The following is a 21,312-nucleotide window of genomic DNA, read 5'->3' as shown; positions in this document are numbered from 1 at the left end:
ATTTTCAGTCTAATTAAGTTCATTTGTAGCATATAATACGAGCTGGATTTCTTTTATAATAAACAAAAGCAAAGAAAGAGCAAATGGTGAAAAGGAGTGAAAGAAGTTGTCAAATGTGATGCAACGACAGGAAAAACGAATGAAGTTTGATGCCGAACAGCTTGCACCCCTTGATATTGATAAAGAGATAAAGAAGTTGCTAACAGAAAAAGGATTGCCAAAAGAAGCTTCACCATTTCTAGAGTTCGTTTCATCAAAAGGAAAGCTAACAACGCTATGCGAAACATTTGAGTTATCATCTCGCTATCAACACTATTGGTTTTTAGGAACAACAGGCGCCGGAGATCCAATTTGTCTGCACCACAAAAACGGTTCTGTTGTACTGCTCGATACGTCCAACGATGACTGCGAGCGCTTTATTAATACAACTTTTCCACAGTTTTTAGCATGCTTAGATGTGTTTGAAGAACTGGTAGAAGAAACGATTCAAGCGAACGGAGAATCTGCATACTTAGAGCGACACATTCCTGCTGAGGTGCTTCAGCGATGCAAAAAACGAATGAATGAAATTGATGAAGCTTGTTTAGCCCCTTATTCTTTTTGGTTCAAAGAACTTTCTTTTTAATATAGTAGAAAAATAGACATGACCATTTTGGTCATGTCTATTTAGTTGTGGCTGCAGGGCTATTAATATAGATAGAATAAATAAAAATGATAGTATATAATGGATATAAATTCCTTTTTTAAAGAGGGAGGAAGGTGTAAATGATTTCTTTATTTGGATTAATGGGTGCTTTCTTTGTACTGCTGTTTGGTGCGTCGTATTTCTTCTATAGAAAGAACTCGCCCGTGCAGTACGGGATTTCACTTAGCAGCATGCTAATAAGCATGTTTCTATTTCTATATAGCATATTTGGAGTTGGCGGCTTTGAAGGAAGGGGTCTTGGTGCTTTAGCGGCTGCTTTGTTCTTGGCGTCGGTTCTGAGCTTGTTCGTCAGCGTTCTTTTTACCATCATAAATAGACACAGGAAAGGTGCTGTTTGAAATGGGAGAAATAACCTTTAGAGAAGCAGTCCGGGAAGATTTAGATAAAATTGTTGAAATGCTCGCTGATGATATGCTTGGAAGCAAACGAGAGCGCTACGAATTACCGCTTCCAGCCTGTTATGTTCAAGCATTTCAGGCAATTGATGCGGATTCAAACAATGAACTGATTGTCGCATGTAAAGATAGTAAAGTAATAGGTGTTCAACAAATAACCTTTACGCCCCACATTGCACGACAAGGCGGGTGGAGAGCAACGATTGAAGGAGTTCGAACAGCTTCATCAGAGCGCGGTAAAGGGGTTGGATATCAGCTGATTACATGGGCGATTGAACGAGCGAAAGAACGTAATTGTCAGTTAGTACAATTAACAACGGATAAAGAGCGGTCAGAGGCTTTGCGTTTTTATCAAAAGCTTGGATTTACTGCTTCTCATGAAGGATTAAAGCTCCATTTATAATAGGCTGCTAATGGTTATAAACATAAAGAATAATAAGTATGACAGCAAGAGAAGAGGTTGAGACAAAACGAAATTAAATTAATCGAAAGACGAACAAATGAGATACATGAGTTGAACCGCTGGTGACAACGCAGTTGATTTCCGTGCAAGACTTCGCTTTCCGCGGGCGGCCGCTGAGCCTCCTCGTCGCATACGCTCCTGCGGGGTCTCACCTGTTCCGCTTTTCCCGCAGGAGTCTTCGTCTTGCTCTCCAATCAACAGCTAGAAGAACGAAACAAATGAAATCTACGTTCACCCTCAACAAAAACACTTTTGTCTCAGCCGCTTTTCTACGTCTAGCTTATTGCAAGAAACTAACGGAAATTGTTTTTAATAAATGTTTTTTCGTCCGATTCGCTGAGTCTGCCCGTTGCTTCTCCAATGTTGCCTCCTTGAAGAGTCCAAAAGTAATTATGATCTTCTACTACCGTACTAAAATCATTATTCTCCCATTTAGTTAAGATTTGAAGAAGCTGAGCTTTATGTTCAAATTCATTCATTTCTAATACATGTTTAACTTTTTGAATATTAGCCGAAGTCATTTCGACTGCGCCCCATTTATCAGGAGAATATACTTTTTGATGAGTCATTTTGTGCATCGTTTCAATGACTGTTTCTTCAGTTGTAGATTGATTCAGTTCAACTTCGGGCTCAGGCGTTCCTCCTATATAAGAAACTTGCTCTTCTAATTGTTGGTCTTTTTCCTTACTTTCTTTAGCTGATGGAAGGGCAGATTTAGTATGGAAAGCGCTAATCAACCCAACACCTAATGCAATAATGACCGTACAGCAGGCTGCTATAAATGTCCAAAATAGGATCTTCTTCATAAAACGTTAGCTCCTCACTTCATAAAAAATATGTATATATACCTAACTATGTATAAGTATAAACTTATTTACTGGTATAGTAAATATAAGGTACTAGTATATTGCCATTGTAGTAGGTAGTGAGAATGACACGAAGTGGGGTAGCAGTACGGACAATTATTGTTTGACACCTAAGGTATAAAAGAGTATACTTATGTTAAACATAGTAATTATGTCGGATAAGTAGGTTATGGTGCTGTGAACAAGACTTCTACTGATAAAGAGGAGATCTAGTCCAAATCGTACAGTCCGACTTTGATGAGATGCTTTTAAGCATCTTTTTTTTGTGCAAAAAAACAGCCGCACGGGCTGTTATAGGGTATTAATTCTTCCTTTGTAAGCATCAATCAACCGCTGGTTATGTTCATCTGAACCTTCCATGTTTCCACTTAAAAAGATAGGAGGCGTGATGCCGCGGCTAAGCAGTTTTTGAATGGTTCTAGATAGGATATCGTTTAAGATAGCACCTCCAATTACAGTAGAACCAGAAGCGAAAGAAATGTCTTGCTGATGAAGAAGAACGTCTCCTTTTGGAATATGATTGTTAATAACAAGATCCACGACATCATGAAGGTATTTTCCGCTTTTATGTCGCGAAGCCCGGCTTGTGGCATAAGAAGGAGAGGTAAGACCGATAACAAAGGCGCCTTTTTCTTTTGCAATTAAAGCCACATCAATGGGAACAGGATTTACGCCTGACGTAGAAATGACAATCATAATATCGCCTGGTACGATATCTTCTTTTTCCATAAAGGTGGAGGCATAGTCGTTTTTACGTTCTAGCTGTGAAGAGCGCGAAGCTCCTTTATGAAGCATCAGTTCTTCTACAAAAATAGGATGAATCGGTGCAAGCCCGCCGGAACGGTAAAACACTTCTTCCGTTAAAATATGAGAATGACCGCACCCAAATAAGTGAATGAGGTGATGAGAAGCTAGTTGCTGTGAAATTTTCTCGGCTGCGGATTCCATTGCCTGCTGTTCATGCGCCTCCACTTTAGCAAGCAGTTTTGTTAGTTCCTGTAGATATAAACTAGACATAAAAAAACTCCTTAGTTAAGATCGTGTCATGTTAATCGTAAACTTATAGCGGTCTGCTCGGTACGAAGACTTCACCACTTCAAGCGGCGTGCCGTCTTGCAAATACGTATTTCGTTGAATCAGTAGAACCGGTGAATATGAGCTGATTCCAAGATGCTTCACTTCGGTTTCAGAAGCTAAAATGGATTCTAGTGTTTGATTGGCTTCGCCAATTTTCAGCCCGAGCTCTTCTTCAATATAGCGGTAGAGAGAGTCATTAACAATGGATTCTGTTAGTCCTTTGACTAAGTTAGCGGATACATACACGCTTTCGAGCGCCATTGGCACGTCATCAGCTAAACGAATACGCTTGATTTCATAAACAGGTGCATGAAGAGAAATGTGCAGCTGCTCGGCAATTTTTTCTGAAGCCGCAATAATTTCAAAGCTCAGCAGCTTACTGCTTGGCACCATTCCGCGCGCTTTCATATCTTCTGTAAAACTCGTTAATCCAACGAGCTGCTGCTCCAGCTTTTTTTCAGATACAAAGGTGCCGCGGCCTTTTTGACGGTATAAATAACCGTCGTTTACTAAATTATTAATCGCTTGGCGAACGGTCATTCTGCTGATTTCAAATCGTTCTGCAAACTCGCGTTCAGAAGGAAGCGAATCATTTGGTTTTAACTCTCCGTTTTCAATTTGTTTTTTTAGTTGTTCTTCAATTTGATAATAAATCGGAAGAGGTGAGCTTTTATCAATCACGTGAGTTCTCTCCTTTATGTAAACCTCCTCATCTAAAAGAGACGAGGAGGCTATAAATTAAACCGCAGTCGATACTTTACTTAAAGCTTCTTGGTCCGCAATAATTGTAACACAGTGATGCCTTTTTAAAATAGAAGCGGGAAAGTTCTCTGTAATTTCTCCGTTAAGCAGCTCATACATCGCTTCTGCTTTGGCTTCCCCGGAGATAAGCAGTAAAATTTCTTTGCTTTTCATAATCGACTCAATTCCCATTGTAATTGCCTGAGTAGGCACTTCGTCAAGAGAATTAAAGTAGCGTGCATTGGCTTTTCGCGTTGACTCTTCTAACGTCACAATATGAGTAGGAGAGTTGAATGATGTACCGGGTTCGTTAAAGCCAATGTGTCCGTTTTGGCCGATTCCAAGAATCTGAAGGTCAATGCCTCCGTGATTTTGAATCATTTCATCGTAGCGGCGGCACTCTTCTTCAGGCGTATCAGCTAAGCCGTTAGGAACATGGGTGCTGCTTGCGTCAATATCAATGTGATTAAATAACGCATCTGCCATATAGTAGTGATAGCTGTTTGGATCTTGCGGATTCATTCCGACATATTCATCTAGGTTAAATGAAGTAACGTGTTTGTAAGACGTGCCGTGCTCTTTATGATCTTGAATTAAACGATCATATAATCCTTTCGGCGTGCCTCCCGTTGCAAGTCCCAGATTCATATTTGGCTTTTCATGAAGTTTGCTAATCAGCATATCAGCTGCTTTTGCACTCATTTCACTGTAATTTTTCACTTGGATGATATTCATTGTTAGTCCTCCTTTTGAAAGCTCAATGTGCCTCGGCAAAATGTCATTTCAACATCTAAGTTTTCATTTAATACCACGATATCCGCATCTTTTCCAATTTTGAGGCTTCCTTTTGTATCAAACAGATTAAGCTGTTTTGCTGGGTTTTCAGCAGTCATTTTTACGATGTCTTCTAATGAACAGTTCGTAAAGCTCATCGTGTTTTTAATCGCATCGTTCATCTTTAAGATGCTTCCTGCCAACGTTCCGTCTGCAAGGGTAGCCGTTGTGTCGTTTACGTGAACAGGCTGTCCTCCTAAATCATACGTACCGTTTTTTAGCCATTTGGCACGAAGAGAATCCGTGATAAGAATCATGCGTTCACTTGTAATTTGATCGTACGCAAGCTTGACCATTTCAGGTCGGCAGTGGATGCCGTCTGTAATTAGCTCTACAAATAATTCATCTCTCAAATAAGCGGCGCCTAACACGCCCGGCTCTCTATGGTGAAGGCCGCGCATGCCGTTATATAAGTGCGTAATATGAGAAGCTCCTGCTTTGATAGCTTTACCAACTTGATCATATGTGCTGTCGGAGTGGCCAATAGAAGCGACAACGTTTGTTTCTTTTAAATAAGAAGTAAGTGCTAAGCCGTTTGGCTGCTCCGGAGCTAATGTGACAAGTTTAATATGTCCTTCGGCTGCTTTTTGCCACTCTTGAAACAGTGCTACATTCGGATCTTGAATGTGAGTAGGCGGCTGTGCACCCGCACGTTTTGGTGAAATAAACGGACCTTCTAAGTGAATACCAACTATTTCAGCATCTCTATCTGTTTGTTCTTCTATATAAGCCCCCGCATTGCGAAGCGCTTTTTCAACCGCTTCATTCGACTGCGTCATAGTGGTTGCTAGAAAGCTTGTTGTACCTTCTTTTGGGAGCGTGCGCGCCATTGTTTTTAATGCTTCTGCCGTACCGTCCATCGCATCGGCATTGTTAACGCCATGAATATGCACATCAATGGCACCAGGAATCACTTTATAGGAAGGAGAAAGCTCAATCACATGATCATTCGACTGACGTACGTATTGATGGATCTCTCCGATTTCAGTAATTTTCTTGTTCGTTAGTTTAATATACCCGTTTTTTAATGTCTGATTTTCACTATAAACGGTTACATTATAAATAATGATGGATGAATGTGTATCCATACATACACTCCTTTGCTCGTTGTATTGATTTAAGTGTAACGCTTTTTGGAATAGTTGTCTAGACCAGTTGATTCTTTTTTGTAAACTAGAAAGTTTTGTAAGGGCTTTTAACATTGATATAGAGAGGTTTTTAAAAATAAAATTGGTATAGACAACTATATATTTTATGTGCTAGTATGAGTCCATGCAGTAAAACCGCCTTCATTTCAGCTGATGATGTAATCATAGGCCGGGGATGAATGCGGTAACTTGTCATCCGATAAATACTGTTACGAAAATCCTTGCTCGTAACATCGGGTTAAATACGTTATACAAAGGGGATAGAAACATGCTGAATTTTTTACAACGTATTGGTAAATCGCTTATGCTGCCAATCGCAGTATTACCTGCTGCGGCATTGCTTCTTCGTTTGGGTCAAAAGGACTTATTGGATATTCCATTTATGGCTCAAGCCGGAGATGCGATTTTTGCGAATTTAGCACTACTGTTTGCACTCGGAATTGCTGTAGGGCTTTCAAAAGATGGAAGCGGTGCAGCAGCACTTGCCGGAGTCGTTGGTTATTTTGTGTTAACAAAAGGAACTGTAGCTATTGATAAAGATATTAACATGGGTGTACTCGGCGGGATTGTTTCAGGGGTAACGGCCGGTTTACTATACAATCGCTTCTCAGCGATTAAGCTGCCCGAGTGGCTCGGCTTCTTTGCAGGAAAGCGGTTTGTGCCGATTATTACGTCAGTCGTTATGCTTGCGCTTGCAGGAATCTTTGGCGTTATTTGGCCGCCGATTCAAGATCAAATTAACAACTTAGGAACGTGGATTACAGGAGCAGGAGCCCTTGGTGCAGGTATATACGGATTTTTAAACCGTCTGTTGATTCCAATTGGACTGCATCATGTGTTAAACAGCTTAGTGTGGTTTGTATTCGGAGACTATCACGGCGTAACGGGAGACTTGAATCGCTTCTTTAAAGGAGATCCAACGGCAGGAACATTCATGTCTGGATTCTTCCCGGTTATGATGTTTGGTTTACCGGCAGCTGCGCTTGCGATGGTTGCAGCAGCTAAAAAAGAAAAGCGCAAACAAGTCAGCGGTATGTTAATCGGACTTGCTGTTACTTCTTTTTTAACAGGAATTACGGAACCAATTGAATTTCTATTTATGTTCGTAGCACCGCTATTATACGTTATTCATGCCGTTTTAACGGGAATATCGATGGCTTTAGCCGTTGCTCTTGGCATTCACGCTGGATTTGGATTTTCAGCAGGTGCCATTGACTTCTTCTTAAACTACGGAATTTCACAAAAACCGCTGCTGTTAGCGGGAATTGGAATTGTATATGCAGTGATTTACTTTGTCATTTTCTACACGCTGATTAAAGCGTTAAATTTAAAAACACCGGGACGTGAAGATGATGAAGAAGTAGACACATCAAACGAAACGGTTGTAGCAACAGGCGATAAATATGTGGATATGGCATCGTATTTTATTGAAGATTTAGGCGGAAAAGAAAACTTAACCGTAATTGATAACTGTGCGACTCGTCTTCGCTTACAAGTAGCTGATGCCGGCAATATTAATGAAGCTGCCTTAAAGCGCCACGGAGCGAGAGGAATTATGAAGCTCAGCAAAACAAATGTTCAAGTCATTGTCGGAACGGAAGTAGAGTTTGTTGCAGACGCAATGAATCAATTAGTTCAATACGGCACGGCGTCAACCGGTGCACCTGTTGAACAACAGGCTGTTCAAGCAGACGCACACACAGAGTTTGTTTTACCGTTTGAAGGCGTTGTAAAGCCGCTTAGTGAAGTAGAAGATCAAGTGTTTTCACAAAAAATGATGGGTGACGGCTTTGCGATTGAACCGATTGAAGGAACGCTCGTATCACCGATTAACGGTGAAGTCATGACCGTATTCCCAACAAAACATGCGATTGGCTTAAAAACAACAGAAGGAATTGAAATTCTCATTCACGTTGGATTAGATACTGTGAATTTAAAAGGAGAAGGATTTGAAGCGCTTGTTCAAGAAGGCGACAGCGTTCAACAAGGAACACCTCTTTTACAGGTGAATTTAGACTATGTTAAAAAGCATGCACCCTCTATTGTGACACCAGTTGTATTTACCAACTTGCCAGCGGATAAAGAAGTGAAGCTGTTAAAAACAGGCTACCAAAAGCAAGGTACAAAAGATGTTATTACATTTTAATAAAAAGGTTGGAACAAACCTGTTCTAGTTAAAAGAAGATCCGAACGATGAAGCGTTCGGATCTTTTTATTGTGATGGTGAATGTAGATTTAATCTATTTAGTTGCTTCTGGCTGTTGATTGGAGGGCAAGGCGAAGACTCCTGCGGGAAAAGCGGAACAGGTGAGACTCCGCAGGAGCATAAGCGACGAGGAGGCTTACCGGCCGCCCGCGGAAAGCGAAGCCTTGCACGGAAATCAACAGCGTTGTCGCAAGCAATCAGCTCATGTATCCTATTTGTTCGTTTTTATATGGGGGTAATCTAGTTACGTTTCAATCTCTTTTTTCTTTTCTTCATAATTGAAAGAATTTTGTGTTAAAATTTAGGGTGTTTGATACAGCTAGTGTGGAGCAGAGAGGGAGTAGAACAAATGAAAAAAGAAGCGGCATTATTCAGAGTAAAGGTGACGGCATGTTTATTATAGGAGCATTAGTCAATGGATTAGCGATTGTTGTAGGAACATTAATGGGCAAGTTTGCTCACCGCATTCCTGAAAAAGTAAGCGTGACGGTGATGCAAGTGATGGGGTTATCCGTTATTACGCTCGGTTTGCAAATGGGCTTTAAAAGTCATCAGTTTTTAATTGTAATTTTGAGCTTAGCCATTGGAGCGGTTATTGGTGAGTTCATTGATTTAGATGAAAAGCTAAACCTTTTAGGCAATATGATTGAACGAAAATTTCAATCGCAACAAAATGACAAGCAAACATTCAGTATTTCACAGGGCTTTGTGACAGGAACGTTGATTTTTGTTATTGGAGCGATGGCAATCGTAGGAGCATTAGACAGCGGAATACGAGGCGATCACAGCGTATTGTTTACGAAAGCGGTGATGGATGGGTTTATCTCGTTATTATTAGCGACTACGCTTGGAATAGGCGTCATTTTCTCAGCGGTGCCTGTATTTCTGTACGAAGGCATCATTGCGTTATTTGCTACGCAAATTAATGCAGTCGTGCCGCAAGATTTAATGAATAGTATCATTGCTGAAGTAACAGGAGTAGGCGGGGTATTAATTTTAGCGATTGGAATTAATTTATTAGAAATTATTAAAATTAAAGTTGCCAATTTACTGCCTTCGATTTTGATTGCGGTTGTGATTGTAGTTGTACAGCATACATATTTTTTATGAAAAAAAAGAGACTCGGACAAAAGTATGTTAGGTGAAAAAATCCGAATGATGAATTGAGATTCTTGATAAAAAACTCAACTCGTTCGGATTTTTTCATGGTTAGGGTGAAGGCAGGTTTACTGTATGTAACTGCTTCTAGCTGTTGATTGGAGGGCAAGGCGAAGACTCCTGCGGGAAAAGCGGAACAGGGGAGACCCCGCAGGAGCGTACGCGACGAGGAGGCTCAGCGGCCGCCCGCGGAAAGCGAAGTCTTGCACGGAAATCAACAGCGGCGTGGCAAGTGGTCCAACTCAGTTATCTCATTTGTTCGTCTTTAGATTGAGTCTCCAATTACTTCTTTTGATGATTTTTCGTTTTTTACGATAAAAGATCCGGATGGACATGTGGTCATGATTTGCACAGGGTAAGTCGTTAGCTCCAGAAGTTTAAGGTATAGTATACTAATAATAAAACCCTAATGAGATGAAGTAAGGAGAAATACTGCTTATGAAAGACAATCAACCGATTACAGCTCTTATTGCTGCACAAGTGGAGAAGTTAGCACATCAATTTGGCTATGACTTTTTATCTGAAAAACAAGGGAATCAAACGCTTTGTCAAATTCTTCAGCGAGATGAAGACGGATCTATTTTGGCGACGCCGCTTAGTTTTCATTTACATATAAATGAAGACAAAGGAACAGGAGATATTATTTATTACCATGAACAAGGAGAATTTAAGCGTCAGCAGGTGAATGTATATGAAGAAAATAGCCTTGTGAACGTTTTGTTATTTATCCAAGAGCGGTTGAAGGTCAATCGATAAAAGCGATTGACCTAACATATGCAAGAAAAAAAGCAGGGAGCTCCCTGCTTTTTTCTATGAATTGATATAGCGCAATCCTACGCGGTTATTAAAAATTTGGTTATGATTTTTGAAGACAAAAGCACCTGCTGCGTGATCAATCACCAGCTCATTGTCGTAAACTTCTTCCATGTCATCATCAACAATAAACTCTAAGTCTTCAACCGTTACCACTTTTTCGTAGGGTTGAAGAGTGCGCTTTGAGATGATCTTCATTTCATAAATTGTATTAACAATATCGCAGCTTCCCCGATCAAAAGAAAGCTGAATCATTTGGTTTTGTTCCACATTCTGCAACGCTTCTTTTGCAGAAGGAGTGACGCGTATATTCATAATGATATCCTCCTTTTTCTATCCTCAAATTAAATTGTGTGAAATGTATTTAGAAATACTTTATTTGATTTTTATGTCACGGGCAAGAAAAAAGCTTTCTTACTATTAGTATTTCCCTTTCAAAATGGAACAAAACGCTGATGTTTTTATCATGTTTTCATAAAGACGTACATAGATATCACCTGTATGTGATTAAAGAAAAAAGAGATAAGCTAAAAAAACTGCGCTTCGTAATTCTTAGGTGTAAATGCTCAATGATAGGAATATATTGTAAAAATACAAGAGGATAAGTCATTTACGTATTTTAATAGTTATTGAGATAGTTTTGAATAATTGGTTTTATTTTCAATATATTGGGTACTTAAGTAGAGTACTTTGCACACGGTATTGCACCGAAAGACATCGGTTTATCGGACTAATTATTGTCTTATTTTGTCGAAGTAGTAGAATTTATGGAAACCATTCCTTATCATGTACAAAGTGACTAACAAAATACATAGGAGGTTCTGGTCTAGATGAGTGAGAAAGATCAAAACAGAACAACAGACGAAACAGCGGCTTCGCTAGAAACAGCGCCCGCTCCCAAAAAAGCGCCGGCTAAATGGATTATCATTTTGGCAGCTTTAATTGTGATTATTGGAGGAGCAATTACATTTGCTACGGTATTTAAAAAATCTCCTAAGCAATTATACTTAATCTCTGAAGTAAATACGTACCAAAAAGCAGCAGATGAATTGGAAACGAAGTACAGTGAAACGATGGCTTATCAGGAAAAAGCGATGAAGCAGCCTTCTACCACAAATGCTACTATTAAAGGCGGCTTTAACATGGATTCACTTTCGTATGATCCAAGCTTTAAAATGATTCAAGATCTTATCAGTAAAGCTGAAATTAAAATTAAAGCGGAACAAGATCCGAAAAAAAGTGAAGGATACGGTTCACTGGCTCTTAATATCGGCGGTTCAAAAGCGCTTGACCTAGAAGGTTTTCAAACGAAAGAAAGAATAGGCTTTAAAGCTCCGATTCTAGCAAATGAATATTTCTATTTAAACTTAGACGAATATGGACAGGTAGCGCGTAAGTTCGATCCTTCGTATTCAGGTCCTGAAACGCTTGATATTAACACGAGCAACGTAAGTTTAGAGGATTTAAAGTTAACGGAAAAAGAAAAGACCTACATTGCAAAAGAGTACGGAACGTTCATTTATGATGAGTTAGACAGCGATTATTTTACAAAAGAAAAAAATGTGGATTATAAAACAAATGGCAAAACGCTTCAGTTAACAAGCGTGACGCTTAACATGTCTGACAAAGAAACAAAACAATTTATGGATAAGCTTATTGCAAAGGTAGCAAAAGATGACAAGCTTCATACTATCTATGCAAATCACGTGTCTAAGCTATTTAAATCTTCAGCAGCGACAAATCCAGAATTAAAAGATATGGCAGATCCAAAAGAATTGAAAAAATCAGTAAAAGAAAGTCTTCAAGACTTCCAAAAAGAAGCAAAAGATACGACTTACCCTGGCGGTGTTAAATCAACTGTGTACGTTCAAGATGATGTTGTGGTAGCTCGCGATATGAACATGGGCGTAAAAAATGCTTCTAACGAAAAAGGAAAGATTAACGTTGTGACTAAAAATGTTCCGTACGAAGATAACAAAACGGCGAAGCAGTTCAAAACAGTACTCACGGAGAACAGTAAGGATGATGTGCTTACGTTTGATATGAAAAATGACGTAACAACGGAAAGTGATAAACGAAAAGAAAATATGTCTATTCATTTGTTAACAAAAGATTCAAAAGATGAAGACACGAATATGACGTTTAAAATGAATTCAGTAATCAACGGTAAAACCGATGCAAAACAAACGGCTGACCGTACTTTCTCTTTAGACTTAGGTGATCAAGAAGATCTAGTAGTAAACGGAGAAGTAAAGCAAAATCAAGCAATAAGTGCTTCAAAAGGAAAAGCAGATTATTCGTTTGATATTCGTACAAAAATAGGACCAAAAGCAGATCCGGCAAACGTTACGTTAAAAATTGACTCTGCTTCTCAATTAAAAAAATCAGCCACTATTCCAGAGCTTGACGCATCTAATGCGACAAACGTAAAAGATGTAACGCCTGAAGATATGCTGTCGATTCAAGAAAATTTCGCTAAAAATGTTCAAGGTCTCATGATGAATATGGGAACCGCTGGTTACTAAAAGGTGCAAAGCAGATGAAGATATATTTCTCTTTGACTCTTTTTACATGTAAAGCTCTATTGAAAAATATAAAATCTCTCATACTGCTAATAATGATCCCTGCTCTGTTTTTACTTGGAGCAGGGATCATTATTAGTCAGACCATGCAAGGTGAGGAGAAAGTCAATCGGTTTCCCGTGGCCATTGTGGATAAAGATGATACTGCACAAACGAAGTACGTCATTGAACAGCTGACTGAAGGTAAGCTTCGCAAGATCATGAAGCCTCTTTACACGAATGAAGAGAAAGCTAAACAGCTGCTGCAGCAAAATAAAGTGGCAGCCATTGTAACGCTGCCAAAAGGTTTTAGTCACGATATTGCTCATGGGAAAAATCAGCCTTTACACGTCATTGGAAACAACAATAAGCCGCTTCAGTCACAGCTGTTTCGCTACGTGATGGAAAGTGCAGCTGACTACACGTCAGCCGCTCAAAGCGGTATTAATACGGTTAATACCTTTTTAGAAAAAGAAAATGTCTCTGATAAAAATAGACACGCAGAGTTTAAGAAGAGCTTAGTAACGTTTGGGCTTCATGTATTAGATAGAGGAAGTTTATTTGATGAACAAGTAGAAACGAGTTTCTTTCAGCAGGATATGAAGCAATATTACGTCCTGTCTTTTGCTGCTTTGCTGCTTATGATTTGGAGCTACGGCGGATGGCTGCTTGCTAGTGAAACGCAGACTTATCCCGTACTGGCTCGAATGAAAACAAGAGGTGTATCGTTTGTCCACATTTATTTAGCGCAGCTGACGGCTCTGTTTGTTCTTTTGCTGCCGGTATCTGTCGTTTTGTTTGGAAGCCTCATTAAAGGACTGAAACTGCCTGTAACCGGTACGTACGGAGAGCTTTTTTTAGGGGTAAGCGGAAGTTTGCTTGCTTTTTTATGTTTGTTTTTACTTCTTCGGGTTCTTTTTTTATCACAAAAAGCTTATCAAATAACCGGTTTGCTGTTCATTTTGCTGAGTGCGATTTTAAGTGGACATGTTGTGCCGGTCGTCTATTTACCGGACTGGGCGAGTGGTTTTCAGAAATGGTCACTCAACACCCGCGTCTTGGAGCTGTTATTTTATGAATTTGATGGATATAACACAAACGAAGCTTTTCTTTACCTTACGCCTATTCTCATTACGGCAGCAGGAAGTTTTGTTCTTGCTGTTGGCTACGTGATGATTATGCAAAGGCGGTGGAGAAAATGATCAGTGAAAAAATAAAGCAGCTGCTGAAGCGTCCTATGCTTATTGTCATGATCTTCTTTTTACCTTTAATAGGAACGGTCATCAGCAGCTCATTTTTAGCAAAAGTACAAAGTGATTCAAAAATCCCTGTTGCTCTTGTCGATCAAGATCACAGCAACATGTCTAAACAAGTGATGGATCGACTACAGAAAACAACAGAAATTCAGTTTCTTTCTCTGAACGAAGAACAAGCGAGAAAGCAGCTGGCAAAAAATAAAATTGACAGCATTTTTATGTTTCCTAACGGATTTCAGGAAGAAGTAGAAGCGGGGAATTATCAAGGAGTCATTGATTTGCTCACGCTGCCTTCTTCAGTTGCCACAGAAGCGGTTCGAGAAGTCGTGGCGAGTGAAGTGACAAGGTTAACAACAAATGTTAAAGCGGCAAATGAAGTGCGTTTTTTATATAAAGTCTATCACATTCAGGCAGGACCAGATTTATGGAAAGAGGCGTATCACTATACCGATAACCAGTGGAAGCCAAGGCCGCTGATGACAATTGATTACGAGGAGCAAGGAACGAAGAAGCGTACGAAGCAAGGGAGCGTTCAAATGACCGGATACGTGCCGCTATGGGGATTTTTTACGCTTTTGATTTGCTGCATCACATCAGATTGGATGATTAAAGAGAGAAGGCATCTTTTTAAACGAATGAAAACGATGCAAAAAGGACTTTACGGTTATATTCGAGGCGTCAGCGCCGCTTATGCTGTTTTATACGTGCTTCAAGCCTGCATCAGTTTTGCTTTATTTAAATGGCTTTATGGAGTAGAGTCTTACGGTGTACTGCTGTATATGTGTATTTATGTGGTTGTATGCGTTGCTTTGAGCACGTGGTTTGCAAGTGAAAGTCAGCGAGTTGGATCTTATTATATGATCAGCGTTGTCATGGTCACAGGACTCAGCATAATAGGAGGAAGCTTTTTCCCGGTAGGAGAGCTTTCTGCAACGATTGAAAAAATAAGTCAGTGGCTTCCGCAGCATCTGCTTCTGTATCAGCATGCACTGCCGCTTACGCTCATTTGGAAAGAGATAGCTGTTTCCATTGCATGCATATGTTTGTGCGCATTTAAAATAGTGTGGAATGTGAGGAGCATCAAATGATTGAAATTAACAATGTTAGCAAAACATACGGAAAAAAACGTTCGTTAGCAAATGTTACGCTGACCGTAGAAAGTGGGGAAGTCATTGGACTTTTAGGGCCAAACGGCGCTGGTAAGTCGACGCTTCTGTCTATTTTGTCTACCATTACGGCTCCTTCAAGTGGGAATGTCACGATTGGAGGCTTATCGCTTAAGAAAAATCAAAAAGCGATTCGAGAAGTCATTGGCTACGTTCCACAAGATATAGCGCTGTGGGAAGAGCTTAGCGTAAAAGAAAACATGAAAATGTGGAGCAAAATGGCTTCACGCTCTTTGTCGAATGAACAGCTTCAGTCTCTTTGCTCAGCTGTACAGCTGGAAGGAAGATGGAAGGGAAAAGTGAAAAATTTATCAGGAGGTATGAAGAGAAAGTTAAATATAGCCGTTTCGCTTATTCATGAACCGTCCGTTTTGTTAATGGATGAGCCTACGGTCGGAATTGATTTGCAGTCCAAGCTTGAGATTATTCGTTATATTAAACAGCTGGCGGCAAAAGGAAAGACGATTATCTATATTACCCATGATTTGAATGAAATCTTGGGCGTGTGTGATCGGTTTGCGGTCTTAAAGGAAGGAAAGCTGGAGTTTGTCGGCACGATGGACCAAGCAAAGGAAAAGACGGGGGAAGATGCAGAAGAGAACGTTGTGTATAAGCTGCTGCATGATTAAGAGTAAGCAATAATAAAAAAAGAGCCGCTTCATGAAGAAGCGGCTCTTTCTATTATGCTTGTGTAACTTCTTGTTCTGGTGAATGACTTTCAGGCTGCACGCGTTCTTCCTCAGGAAGGGCACGTACTTCCACTTCTTTCATTTGGTGACCGTCCATTTCTTTTGCAATAAACTCGTATCCAAAAAGTTTGAACGATTCGCCTTCTTGAATATCGATATTTTGCATCAGCATCCAGCCGCCAATTGTATCGATATCATCATTTTCAATTTCGATATGAAGCACTTCGTTGACTTCTTCAAGCAGTACTTTTGAGTTAAAGACAAAATGCTGATCGCTGATTTTTTGAACAAGCGGCTTTTCATCTGTATCAAACTCATCTCGAATTTCTCCAACGATTTCTTCTAAAATATCTTCAACGGTAACGATCCCTGCCGTACCGCCGTACTCGTCAATCAACACAGCCATATGCGTACGTTTCTTTTGCATCGAGCGCAATAGGTCTTGAATCGCTACAGTTTCAATTACTTGAATAATAGGATTCATATAAAGCTTCACGCTTTGCTTTTTTAACGCATCGTTGATTACGACATCGTTTAGAATTTCTTTGACGTTGACTAAGCCGATAATATTATCTTTGTCTCCGTCAACGGTAACAGGGTACCGAGTGTAGCGATCTTCTACAGCAAGCTTTAAGAAATCTTCAATGCTGTCGTCTTCAGAAACAGCTGAAATTTCTGTTCTTGGTACCATGATTTCGCGAGCAACACGGTTATCGAATTCGAAAATGTTGTTCACGTACTTATATTCGGACTGGTTAATTTCCCCGCCTTTAAAACTTTCTGATAAAATAATGCGCAGCTCTTCTTCACTGTGCGCAAGTTCATGCTCTGAAGCTGGCTTTAATCCAAACATGCCAGTTAATAAACGGGCAGAACCATTTAGTAACCAAATGAAAGGGAACATAATTTTATAGAATAAAATTAACGGACGAGCAAACAATAACGTAACTGTTTCAGCTTTTTGAATCGCAAATGTTTTTGGCGCTAATTCACCAACAACTACGTGAACAAACGTTACAAGCGCAAATGCGATAATGAATGAAAGAATATGGGTTAAAGATGCAGCAACACCCATTTCTTCAAACAGAGGTTCTAAAATCTTCGCAACAGTCGGTTCTCCTAACCAACCGAGTCCTAAAGCAGTAATCGTAATACCAAGCTGACACGCAGATAAATACTCATCTAAGTGTGTCGTCACGGTTTTAACCGCATTCGCTCCTTTTTTTCCTTCAGCAACAAGTTGATCTACCCGTGAACTACGAAGCTTCACAATTGCAAACTCTGAAGCAACGAAAAAAGCAGTGAGTACAATTAAAATCGCAAAAATAATTAAGTTAATGGTTATCAATGAATATACTTACTTTATAGTGCTATAAAGTAAGTAAACACCTCCTGTAAATAATAAATTTACGACAGCAGCAGCAGTAAAGAGTGCAAAAGAGTGACGCTTTCTGGTGAGAGCCGATTCATCATTACTTTTCGATCTTCTTCATTCAGCTTTTCCATAAGCGGTGCAACTTCTTTTAAACTGTCGTTTAGTACGTAAAATTTGGATGCTAATTCGTCTTTGGAGTGGCTATTCTCGGATTGCTCTATAGAAAATAGAGAAGAAATCTCTTCAAGAGAACGGCCTTCGCTTTTTAATTTTTCAATTAAGTAAAGACGTTTCAGCGCTTCTTCGTTATAAAAGCGATAGTTAGAAGCAGAGCGTTCTGCTTTTAATAACCCAATGTTAGTATAATAGTCAACCGTGCGTTTCGTTACATGTGCCATCTCTGCAAGTTCTCCAATTTTGTATGTCGCAACCCCATCAGAATACCACCTCCTTTAACTATGTCAACCATCACGTGATGGTTTTTATCTACGCAACTATTTATCTTTTATCCTATCGTAATTAAGTATACGCGCGTAAGATCAAAAAGTTTCATTTTTTTATTAGCATTCAGTATATCTCAAAATAAGGTAGTTTGACAAAGATTTTATAAAAAAAACTCGCTTGTATTAAGCGAGTTTTTTAGTAGGATGACGTACGATAATGTGCATGCGTTCATACACATATTGAATACGTTCAGTATATTCTATGAACTCAGGGCTCATTGGAGATAGCTGATCAGCAATACGGTGCATAATAGCAGCTTCTTCTTTTAACGAATCTAAATTTTGAGTTCGGTCAATTCTGGCTTTAAATGTTAACGAAATCATGTTATTCACCTCGTTGTTATATTACTTGTTATGAAGCGCTATGTCCGTGACTTTTATCACTCTAGTCAAAGGTGATAACGTAATTATTTGATGTTTGCCGGCATTTTGTGTAGGATGATTAGAAAAGGGTTTTTATGGGAGAATGAAATGAATTTAAAACGAATGCACCACGTAGCCATTATAGGAAGTAATTATGAACGTTCAAAAGCTTTTTATGTAAATGTGTTAGGATGCAAGATTATAGAAGAAACATATAGAAAAGAAAGAGATTCATATAAGCTAGATTTAGAAGTAGCTCCTGGCTATCAAATTGAGTTGTTCTCGTTTCCAAATCCGCCACAGCGTCCTTCAAGACCTGAAGCGTGCGGCTTACGCCATTTAGCTTTTGCGGTTGAAAGCGTAGAGGATTCCAAGCGTGAACTAGAGCAGCAAGGGATTGATGTGGAACCTATTAGGGTAGATGAACTAACGGGAAAAAAATTCACATTTTTTGCTGATCCGGACGGGTTACCGCTAGAGCTTTATGAAGAGAAAGAGGGGGAATAAGGAGTATGTGCAATTATTTATTCGTATACGGAACGCTTCTTGAAGGAGAAGGTAATCACGGATTGCTGCATCATGCGCGCTCAATTGCCAAGCAGGCAAAAACGAAAGGGAAATTATATGACACTAAGCAAGGCTATCCTATGCTTGATATCGACAGTGAACATATTACGTACGGAGAAGTATATGAAGTGACCGATCAGCTTATGTGGAAGGCGCTTGATGAATTAGAAGGTTATATTCACGAAGGTCATAAAGACAATGAATATGATAAAGTTGTGCAAACGGTTGAAACGGACCAAGGTGAATTTGAAGCCGTTGTATATGTAGCAAGAGATCGTTCCCTGCTGCAAGAATTTATCCCAGGCGGAAACTGGCGCGTGTGGAAAGAAGATTTATTAGAAGGTATGCTGTACTTTGCTTACGGTTCATGTATGGATAACGATCGTTTTATTAAGCACGGGGTGGATCAGTATTTCCAAGACTGTCTCGGCAAAGCTGTTTTTAAAGGCTATACGCTTCGATATAACCACGTTATTCATGACGGAGGACGTGCAGACATGGTTGAAGAAGGCGGAGTCGTTGAAGGCAAACTGTACCGCGTGCCTCCTGAAGCGATTACGTACCTTTACGGCAGAGAAGGCGTAGATAATAACGGCTATCGTCCTGCCATTATCTCTGTAGAGCATGAAGGAAAGATTGTGGATCATGTTCTTACTTTTTTTGTGTTAAATAAAGAAAAAGAAGTCGCACCTCCGGATCATTATTCGGCTGAAATTATTCGAGGAGCAACAGGTGTACTCAGCGAAGAATACGTTCAGAAGCTAATAGAGCAAGTCCATGCGCTAAAAAATAGTGATGTCGTAAATAACTAATATAAAAAGAAGCAAAGACAAAAGTAGTTTAGTTGAAGAAAGCTCCGAACGAGTAATCGTTCGGAGCTTTTCATTGTTATGGTGAACGCAGGCTTAATCTATTTAGCTGCTTCTAGCTGTTTATTGGATTGATTTTGTTATGTGTTGAATTAGTTAAAGGAAACAGAGAATTCTGTTTGAAATACACTGTCTTTTGATAAACGGTTGATGCCTAATTTTTCTTTGAAATTTCCGTTGTGGTCATGCGTATCTGCAATTCCAAACCAAGGTTCGATGCAAAGAAATGGAGCGATTGTATGATTTTCTGCATCATACTTTGACCAAATACCTACGTACGGGAAATCATTAAACTGAACGTTAATTTGATTTTCATTAACCGCCGATTTAATTGTAATTCCGTCAATATGGCTAAAAATTAACGCATCATTTGCAAATAAACCTGCGCTTAGCGGCAGCTGATGCAAATTTTCTGCAGCTCCTTTTTCATGAATAAGCGCGTCTTTTAATACAAATTCCTTTGGCGTAGTTTCAGAAGGCTCTATTTCTAAAAAGTAATCAGAAATCTGCTCGTTTTCACGTAACGGAATACGAAAAGCAGGGTGGGCTCCAATTGAAAAATACATATTCTCTTTATCTTCATTTACTACTTTCCACTGAAACGTTAATCGGTTGTTTTCCAGACGGTAGCTAATTTCAACTGAACATTCAAACGGATACACGTCTTTAAAATGGCCGTTTGTGGCAAATTTCAGCCGTGCTGTTTCGTTTGTTTGCTCAATCACGCTGAAAGTAGAATCACGTAAAAAGCCGTGCTGAGGCAAAGAGTATTCGCGCTGATCAACGGTATACTGATCATTTTTTAATCGGCCTACGATTGGAAACAATACGGGCGATACTCGTCCCCAATAAGTAGGGTCTCCGCTCCACATAAACTGCAGGCCTTTTTCTTTATGAAATACTTCTACAACTTCCGCTCCTTTTTCTTCAATGCTGACTTTCATTTCGCTATTTTCTAGTACAATCATTACAACATCTCCCAAATCATTGTTGTACGCTAGAGCTGTCTCAAACGTACTGGCTTTGCTTATATTATACCCTTCTTGGCAAAAAAGGTATTAATTTCCCTATTTTTGTTCAAATTAATATAGAAAAAGGAGGGTTCAAATATGAATCATGCAACATTATTGCTCATTAAATTTGCAGCGGCACTTATTGCGTTTGGTATAGGCCTTGATTTGTTTTTTGATGCAACCATCGGAGACATTATTTCTTTTAGCTTGCTAACGACAGTTGTGACATATCTAGTAGTGGATCGAATTGTACTGCCTCGAGTGGGCAACCGTGATGCTATTATTGTTGAATTTGTTCTAACCTATATGAGCGTATGGATTTTTGGCACATTGTTATTAGACAGTTACGTTCAAATTGCTTGGGGAAGTATTATTTCTGCAGCTATTATTACATTTGCTGAGGTTTTTGTTCACCGCTACTTATTCAACCATATTGAAACAAAGCATACAGCGAGAACGCGCCCGGCTTTTAAGCGAAAACTAGCGTATGACACAGAATTTGCAGAAGAACAGCATGTAGAAAACAAGGAAAACCCAAAATAA

The 21,312-nt window shown here is 39.5% G+C and carries 26 protein-coding genes; 15 read left to right on the top strand and 11 right to left on the bottom strand.

Going from position 1 to position 21,312, the window contains the following annotated elements:
* Positions 1–118: 118 nt before the first annotated feature.
* The 3 genes from N178_RS14585 (at position 119) to N178_RS14575 (ending at position 1,504) form a co-directional block, all read left to right on the top strand.
* Positions 119–625 (top strand): SUKH-4 family immunity protein, encoded by a 507-nt coding sequence (locus N178_RS14585; RefSeq protein ID WP_237758477.1) that lies wholly within the window; start codon positions 119–121, stop codon positions 623–625.
* Between the two features lie 140 nt (positions 626–765).
* Complete coding sequence (locus N178_RS14580) at positions 766–1,044, top strand: YesK family protein (protein ID WP_045293068.1); 279 nt, start codon at positions 766–768, stop codon at positions 1,042–1,044.
* 1 nt (position 1,045) lies between these two features.
* Entirely contained in the window at positions 1,046–1,504 is a 459-nt protein-coding gene (locus N178_RS14575) for a GNAT family N-acetyltransferase (protein WP_045293066.1), read from the top strand.
* Between the two features lie 78 nt (positions 1,505–1,582).
* Here the strand turns inward: N178_RS14575 and N178_RS26020 are convergent, their stop codons facing one another.
* The 6 genes from N178_RS26020 to nagA all read right to left on the bottom strand — a co-directional run bounded on the left by N178_RS26020 (position 1,583) and on the right by nagA (position 6,170).
* Positions 1,583–1,762 carry a hypothetical protein gene (locus N178_RS26020; RefSeq protein WP_080890193.1) on the bottom strand — a complete coding sequence of 60 codons (180 nt, stop codon included), beginning with the start codon at positions 1,760–1,762 and terminating at the stop codon, positions 1,583–1,585.
* A 95-nt stretch (positions 1,763–1,857) separates the two neighbouring features.
* On the bottom strand, positions 1,858–2,370 hold the full coding sequence (locus N178_RS14570; RefSeq protein WP_045293065.1) for a DUF6241 domain-containing protein: 513 nt from the start codon (positions 2,368–2,370) through the stop codon (positions 1,858–1,860).
* Positions 2,371–2,721: 351 nt separating this feature from the next.
* Positions 2,722–3,447, bottom strand: a complete 726-nt coding sequence (locus tag N178_RS14565; protein ID WP_045293063.1) for an SIS domain-containing protein — start codon at positions 3,445–3,447, stop codon at positions 2,722–2,724.
* Between the two features lie 15 nt (positions 3,448–3,462).
* Positions 3,463–4,188 (bottom strand): GntR family transcriptional regulator, encoded by a 726-nt coding sequence (locus N178_RS14560; protein WP_025749507.1) that lies wholly within the window; start codon positions 4,186–4,188, stop codon positions 3,463–3,465.
* Between the two features lie 57 nt (positions 4,189–4,245).
* Positions 4,246–4,983 carry a glucosamine-6-phosphate deaminase gene (gene nagB, locus N178_RS14555; RefSeq protein WP_045293061.1) on the bottom strand — a complete coding sequence of 246 codons (738 nt, stop codon included), beginning with the start codon at positions 4,981–4,983 and terminating at the stop codon, positions 4,246–4,248.
* Between the two features lie 2 nt (positions 4,984–4,985).
* Positions 4,986–6,170 carry an N-acetylglucosamine-6-phosphate deacetylase gene (gene nagA, locus N178_RS14550; RefSeq protein WP_045293059.1) on the bottom strand — a complete coding sequence of 395 codons (1,185 nt, stop codon included), beginning with the start codon at positions 6,168–6,170 and terminating at the stop codon, positions 4,986–4,988.
* A gap of 328 nt (positions 6,171–6,498) precedes the next feature.
* On the opposite strand from nagA, the gene nagE reads away from it, so the two are divergent.
* The 5 genes from nagE to N178_RS14535 all read left to right on the top strand — a co-directional run bounded on the left by nagE (position 6,499) and on the right by N178_RS14535 (position 10,350).
* Positions 6,499–8,376 (top strand): N-acetylglucosamine-specific PTS transporter subunit IIBC, encoded by a 1,878-nt coding sequence (gene nagE / locus N178_RS14545; RefSeq protein WP_045293057.1) that lies wholly within the window; start codon positions 6,499–6,501, stop codon positions 8,374–8,376.
* 115 nt (positions 8,377–8,491) lie between these two features.
* Positions 8,492–8,680, top strand: a complete 189-nt coding sequence (locus N178_RS26015) for a hypothetical protein (protein WP_080890192.1) — start codon at positions 8,492–8,494, stop codon at positions 8,678–8,680.
* A 146-nt stretch (positions 8,681–8,826) separates the two neighbouring features.
* A complete protein-coding gene (locus N178_RS14540; protein WP_045293142.1) occupies positions 8,827–9,546 on the top strand; it encodes a DUF554 domain-containing protein in 720 nt (239 codons plus the stop codon).
* Between the two features lie 142 nt (positions 9,547–9,688).
* Positions 9,689–9,868 carry a hypothetical protein gene (locus tag N178_RS26010; RefSeq protein ID WP_080890191.1) on the top strand — a complete coding sequence of 60 codons (180 nt, stop codon included), beginning with the start codon at positions 9,689–9,691 and terminating at the stop codon, positions 9,866–9,868.
* A 164-nt stretch (positions 9,869–10,032) separates the two neighbouring features.
* The gene (locus N178_RS14535; RefSeq protein ID WP_045293055.1) at positions 10,033–10,350 is read left to right on the top strand and encodes a hypothetical protein; all 318 of its coding nucleotides are present in this window, start codon (positions 10,033–10,035) and stop codon (positions 10,348–10,350) included.
* 54 nt (positions 10,351–10,404) lie between these two features.
* Here the strand turns inward: N178_RS14535 and N178_RS14530 are convergent, their stop codons facing one another.
* Positions 10,405–10,722 carry an iron-sulfur cluster biosynthesis family protein gene (locus N178_RS14530; RefSeq protein WP_045293054.1) on the bottom strand — a complete coding sequence of 106 codons (318 nt, stop codon included), beginning with the start codon at positions 10,720–10,722 and terminating at the stop codon, positions 10,405–10,407.
* Between the two features lie 515 nt (positions 10,723–11,237).
* On the opposite strand from N178_RS14530, the gene N178_RS14525 reads away from it, so the two are divergent.
* Genes N178_RS14525 through N178_RS14510 form a run of 4 tightly spaced genes read left to right on the top strand, consistent with a single transcriptional unit; the run spans position 11,238 to position 16,019 of the window.
* Positions 11,238–12,932, top strand: a complete 1,695-nt coding sequence (locus N178_RS14525; protein WP_045293053.1) for a DUF6583 family protein — start codon at positions 11,238–11,240, stop codon at positions 12,930–12,932.
* 14 nt (positions 12,933–12,946) lie between these two features.
* On the top strand, positions 12,947–14,170 hold the full coding sequence (locus N178_RS14520; RefSeq protein WP_045293052.1) for an ABC transporter permease: 1,224 nt from the start codon (positions 12,947–12,949) through the stop codon (positions 14,168–14,170).
* Positions 14,167–15,312, top strand: coding sequence for an ABC transporter permease (locus N178_RS14515; protein ID WP_045293051.1), 1,146 nt, complete (start codon positions 14,167–14,169; stop codon positions 15,310–15,312). The genes N178_RS14520 and N178_RS14515 overlap by 4 nt, the downstream gene beginning before the upstream one ends.
* On the top strand, positions 15,309–16,019 hold the full coding sequence (locus N178_RS14510) for an ABC transporter ATP-binding protein (RefSeq protein ID WP_045293050.1): 711 nt from the start codon (positions 15,309–15,311) through the stop codon (positions 16,017–16,019). The genes N178_RS14515 and N178_RS14510 overlap by 4 nt, the downstream gene beginning before the upstream one ends.
* 52 nt (positions 16,020–16,071) lie before the next feature.
* Here the strand turns inward: N178_RS14510 and N178_RS14505 are convergent, their stop codons facing one another.
* The 3 genes from N178_RS14505 to N178_RS14495 all read right to left on the bottom strand — a co-directional run bounded on the left by N178_RS14505 (position 16,072) and on the right by N178_RS14495 (position 18,281).
* Positions 16,072–17,427: a hemolysin family protein gene (locus tag N178_RS14505; RefSeq protein ID WP_025749495.1), complete on the bottom strand. Its 1,356-nt coding sequence runs from the start codon at positions 17,425–17,427 to the stop codon at positions 16,072–16,074.
* 59 nt (positions 17,428–17,486) lie between these two features.
* Entirely contained in the window at positions 17,487–17,852 is a 366-nt protein-coding gene (locus N178_RS14500; protein ID WP_013055894.1) for a MerR family transcriptional regulator, read from the bottom strand.
* Between the two features lie 228 nt (positions 17,853–18,080).
* On the bottom strand, positions 18,081–18,281 hold the full coding sequence (locus N178_RS14495) for a hypothetical protein (protein WP_029325051.1): 201 nt from the start codon (positions 18,279–18,281) through the stop codon (positions 18,081–18,083).
* Positions 18,282–18,428: 147 nt separating this feature from the next.
* On the opposite strand from N178_RS14495, the gene gloA2 reads away from it, so the two are divergent.
* Together gloA2 and N178_RS14485 are read left to right on the top strand one after the other, a co-directional pair.
* Positions 18,429–18,827 carry an SMU1112c/YaeR family gloxylase I-like metalloprotein gene (gloA2, locus tag N178_RS14490; protein WP_014461134.1) on the top strand — a complete coding sequence of 133 codons (399 nt, stop codon included), beginning with the start codon at positions 18,429–18,431 and terminating at the stop codon, positions 18,825–18,827.
* A gap of 5 nt (positions 18,828–18,832) precedes the next feature.
* Positions 18,833–19,699, top strand: a complete 867-nt coding sequence (locus N178_RS14485; RefSeq protein WP_045293049.1) for a gamma-glutamylcyclotransferase family protein — start codon at positions 18,833–18,835, stop codon at positions 19,697–19,699.
* A gap of 149 nt (positions 19,700–19,848) precedes the next feature.
* Here the strand turns inward: N178_RS14485 and N178_RS14480 are convergent, their stop codons facing one another.
* A complete protein-coding gene (locus N178_RS14480; protein WP_045293048.1) occupies positions 19,849–20,724 on the bottom strand; it encodes an aldose 1-epimerase family protein in 876 nt (291 codons plus the stop codon).
* A 141-nt stretch (positions 20,725–20,865) separates the two neighbouring features.
* Here N178_RS14480 and N178_RS14475 point away from each other — a divergent pair, with 141 nt between their 5' ends.
* A complete protein-coding gene (locus N178_RS14475; protein WP_016763336.1) occupies positions 20,866–21,312 on the top strand; it encodes a YndM family protein in 447 nt (148 codons plus the stop codon).

It is taken from the genome of Priestia aryabhattai B8W22 (assembly GCF_000956595.1).
In the GTDB taxonomy this organism is placed as follows: domain Bacteria; phylum Bacillota; class Bacilli; order Bacillales; family Bacillaceae_H; genus Priestia; species Priestia aryabhattai.
Note: the sequence above shows the minus strand (reverse complement) of the source record. Positions and strands in the feature narration are given on the sequence as shown.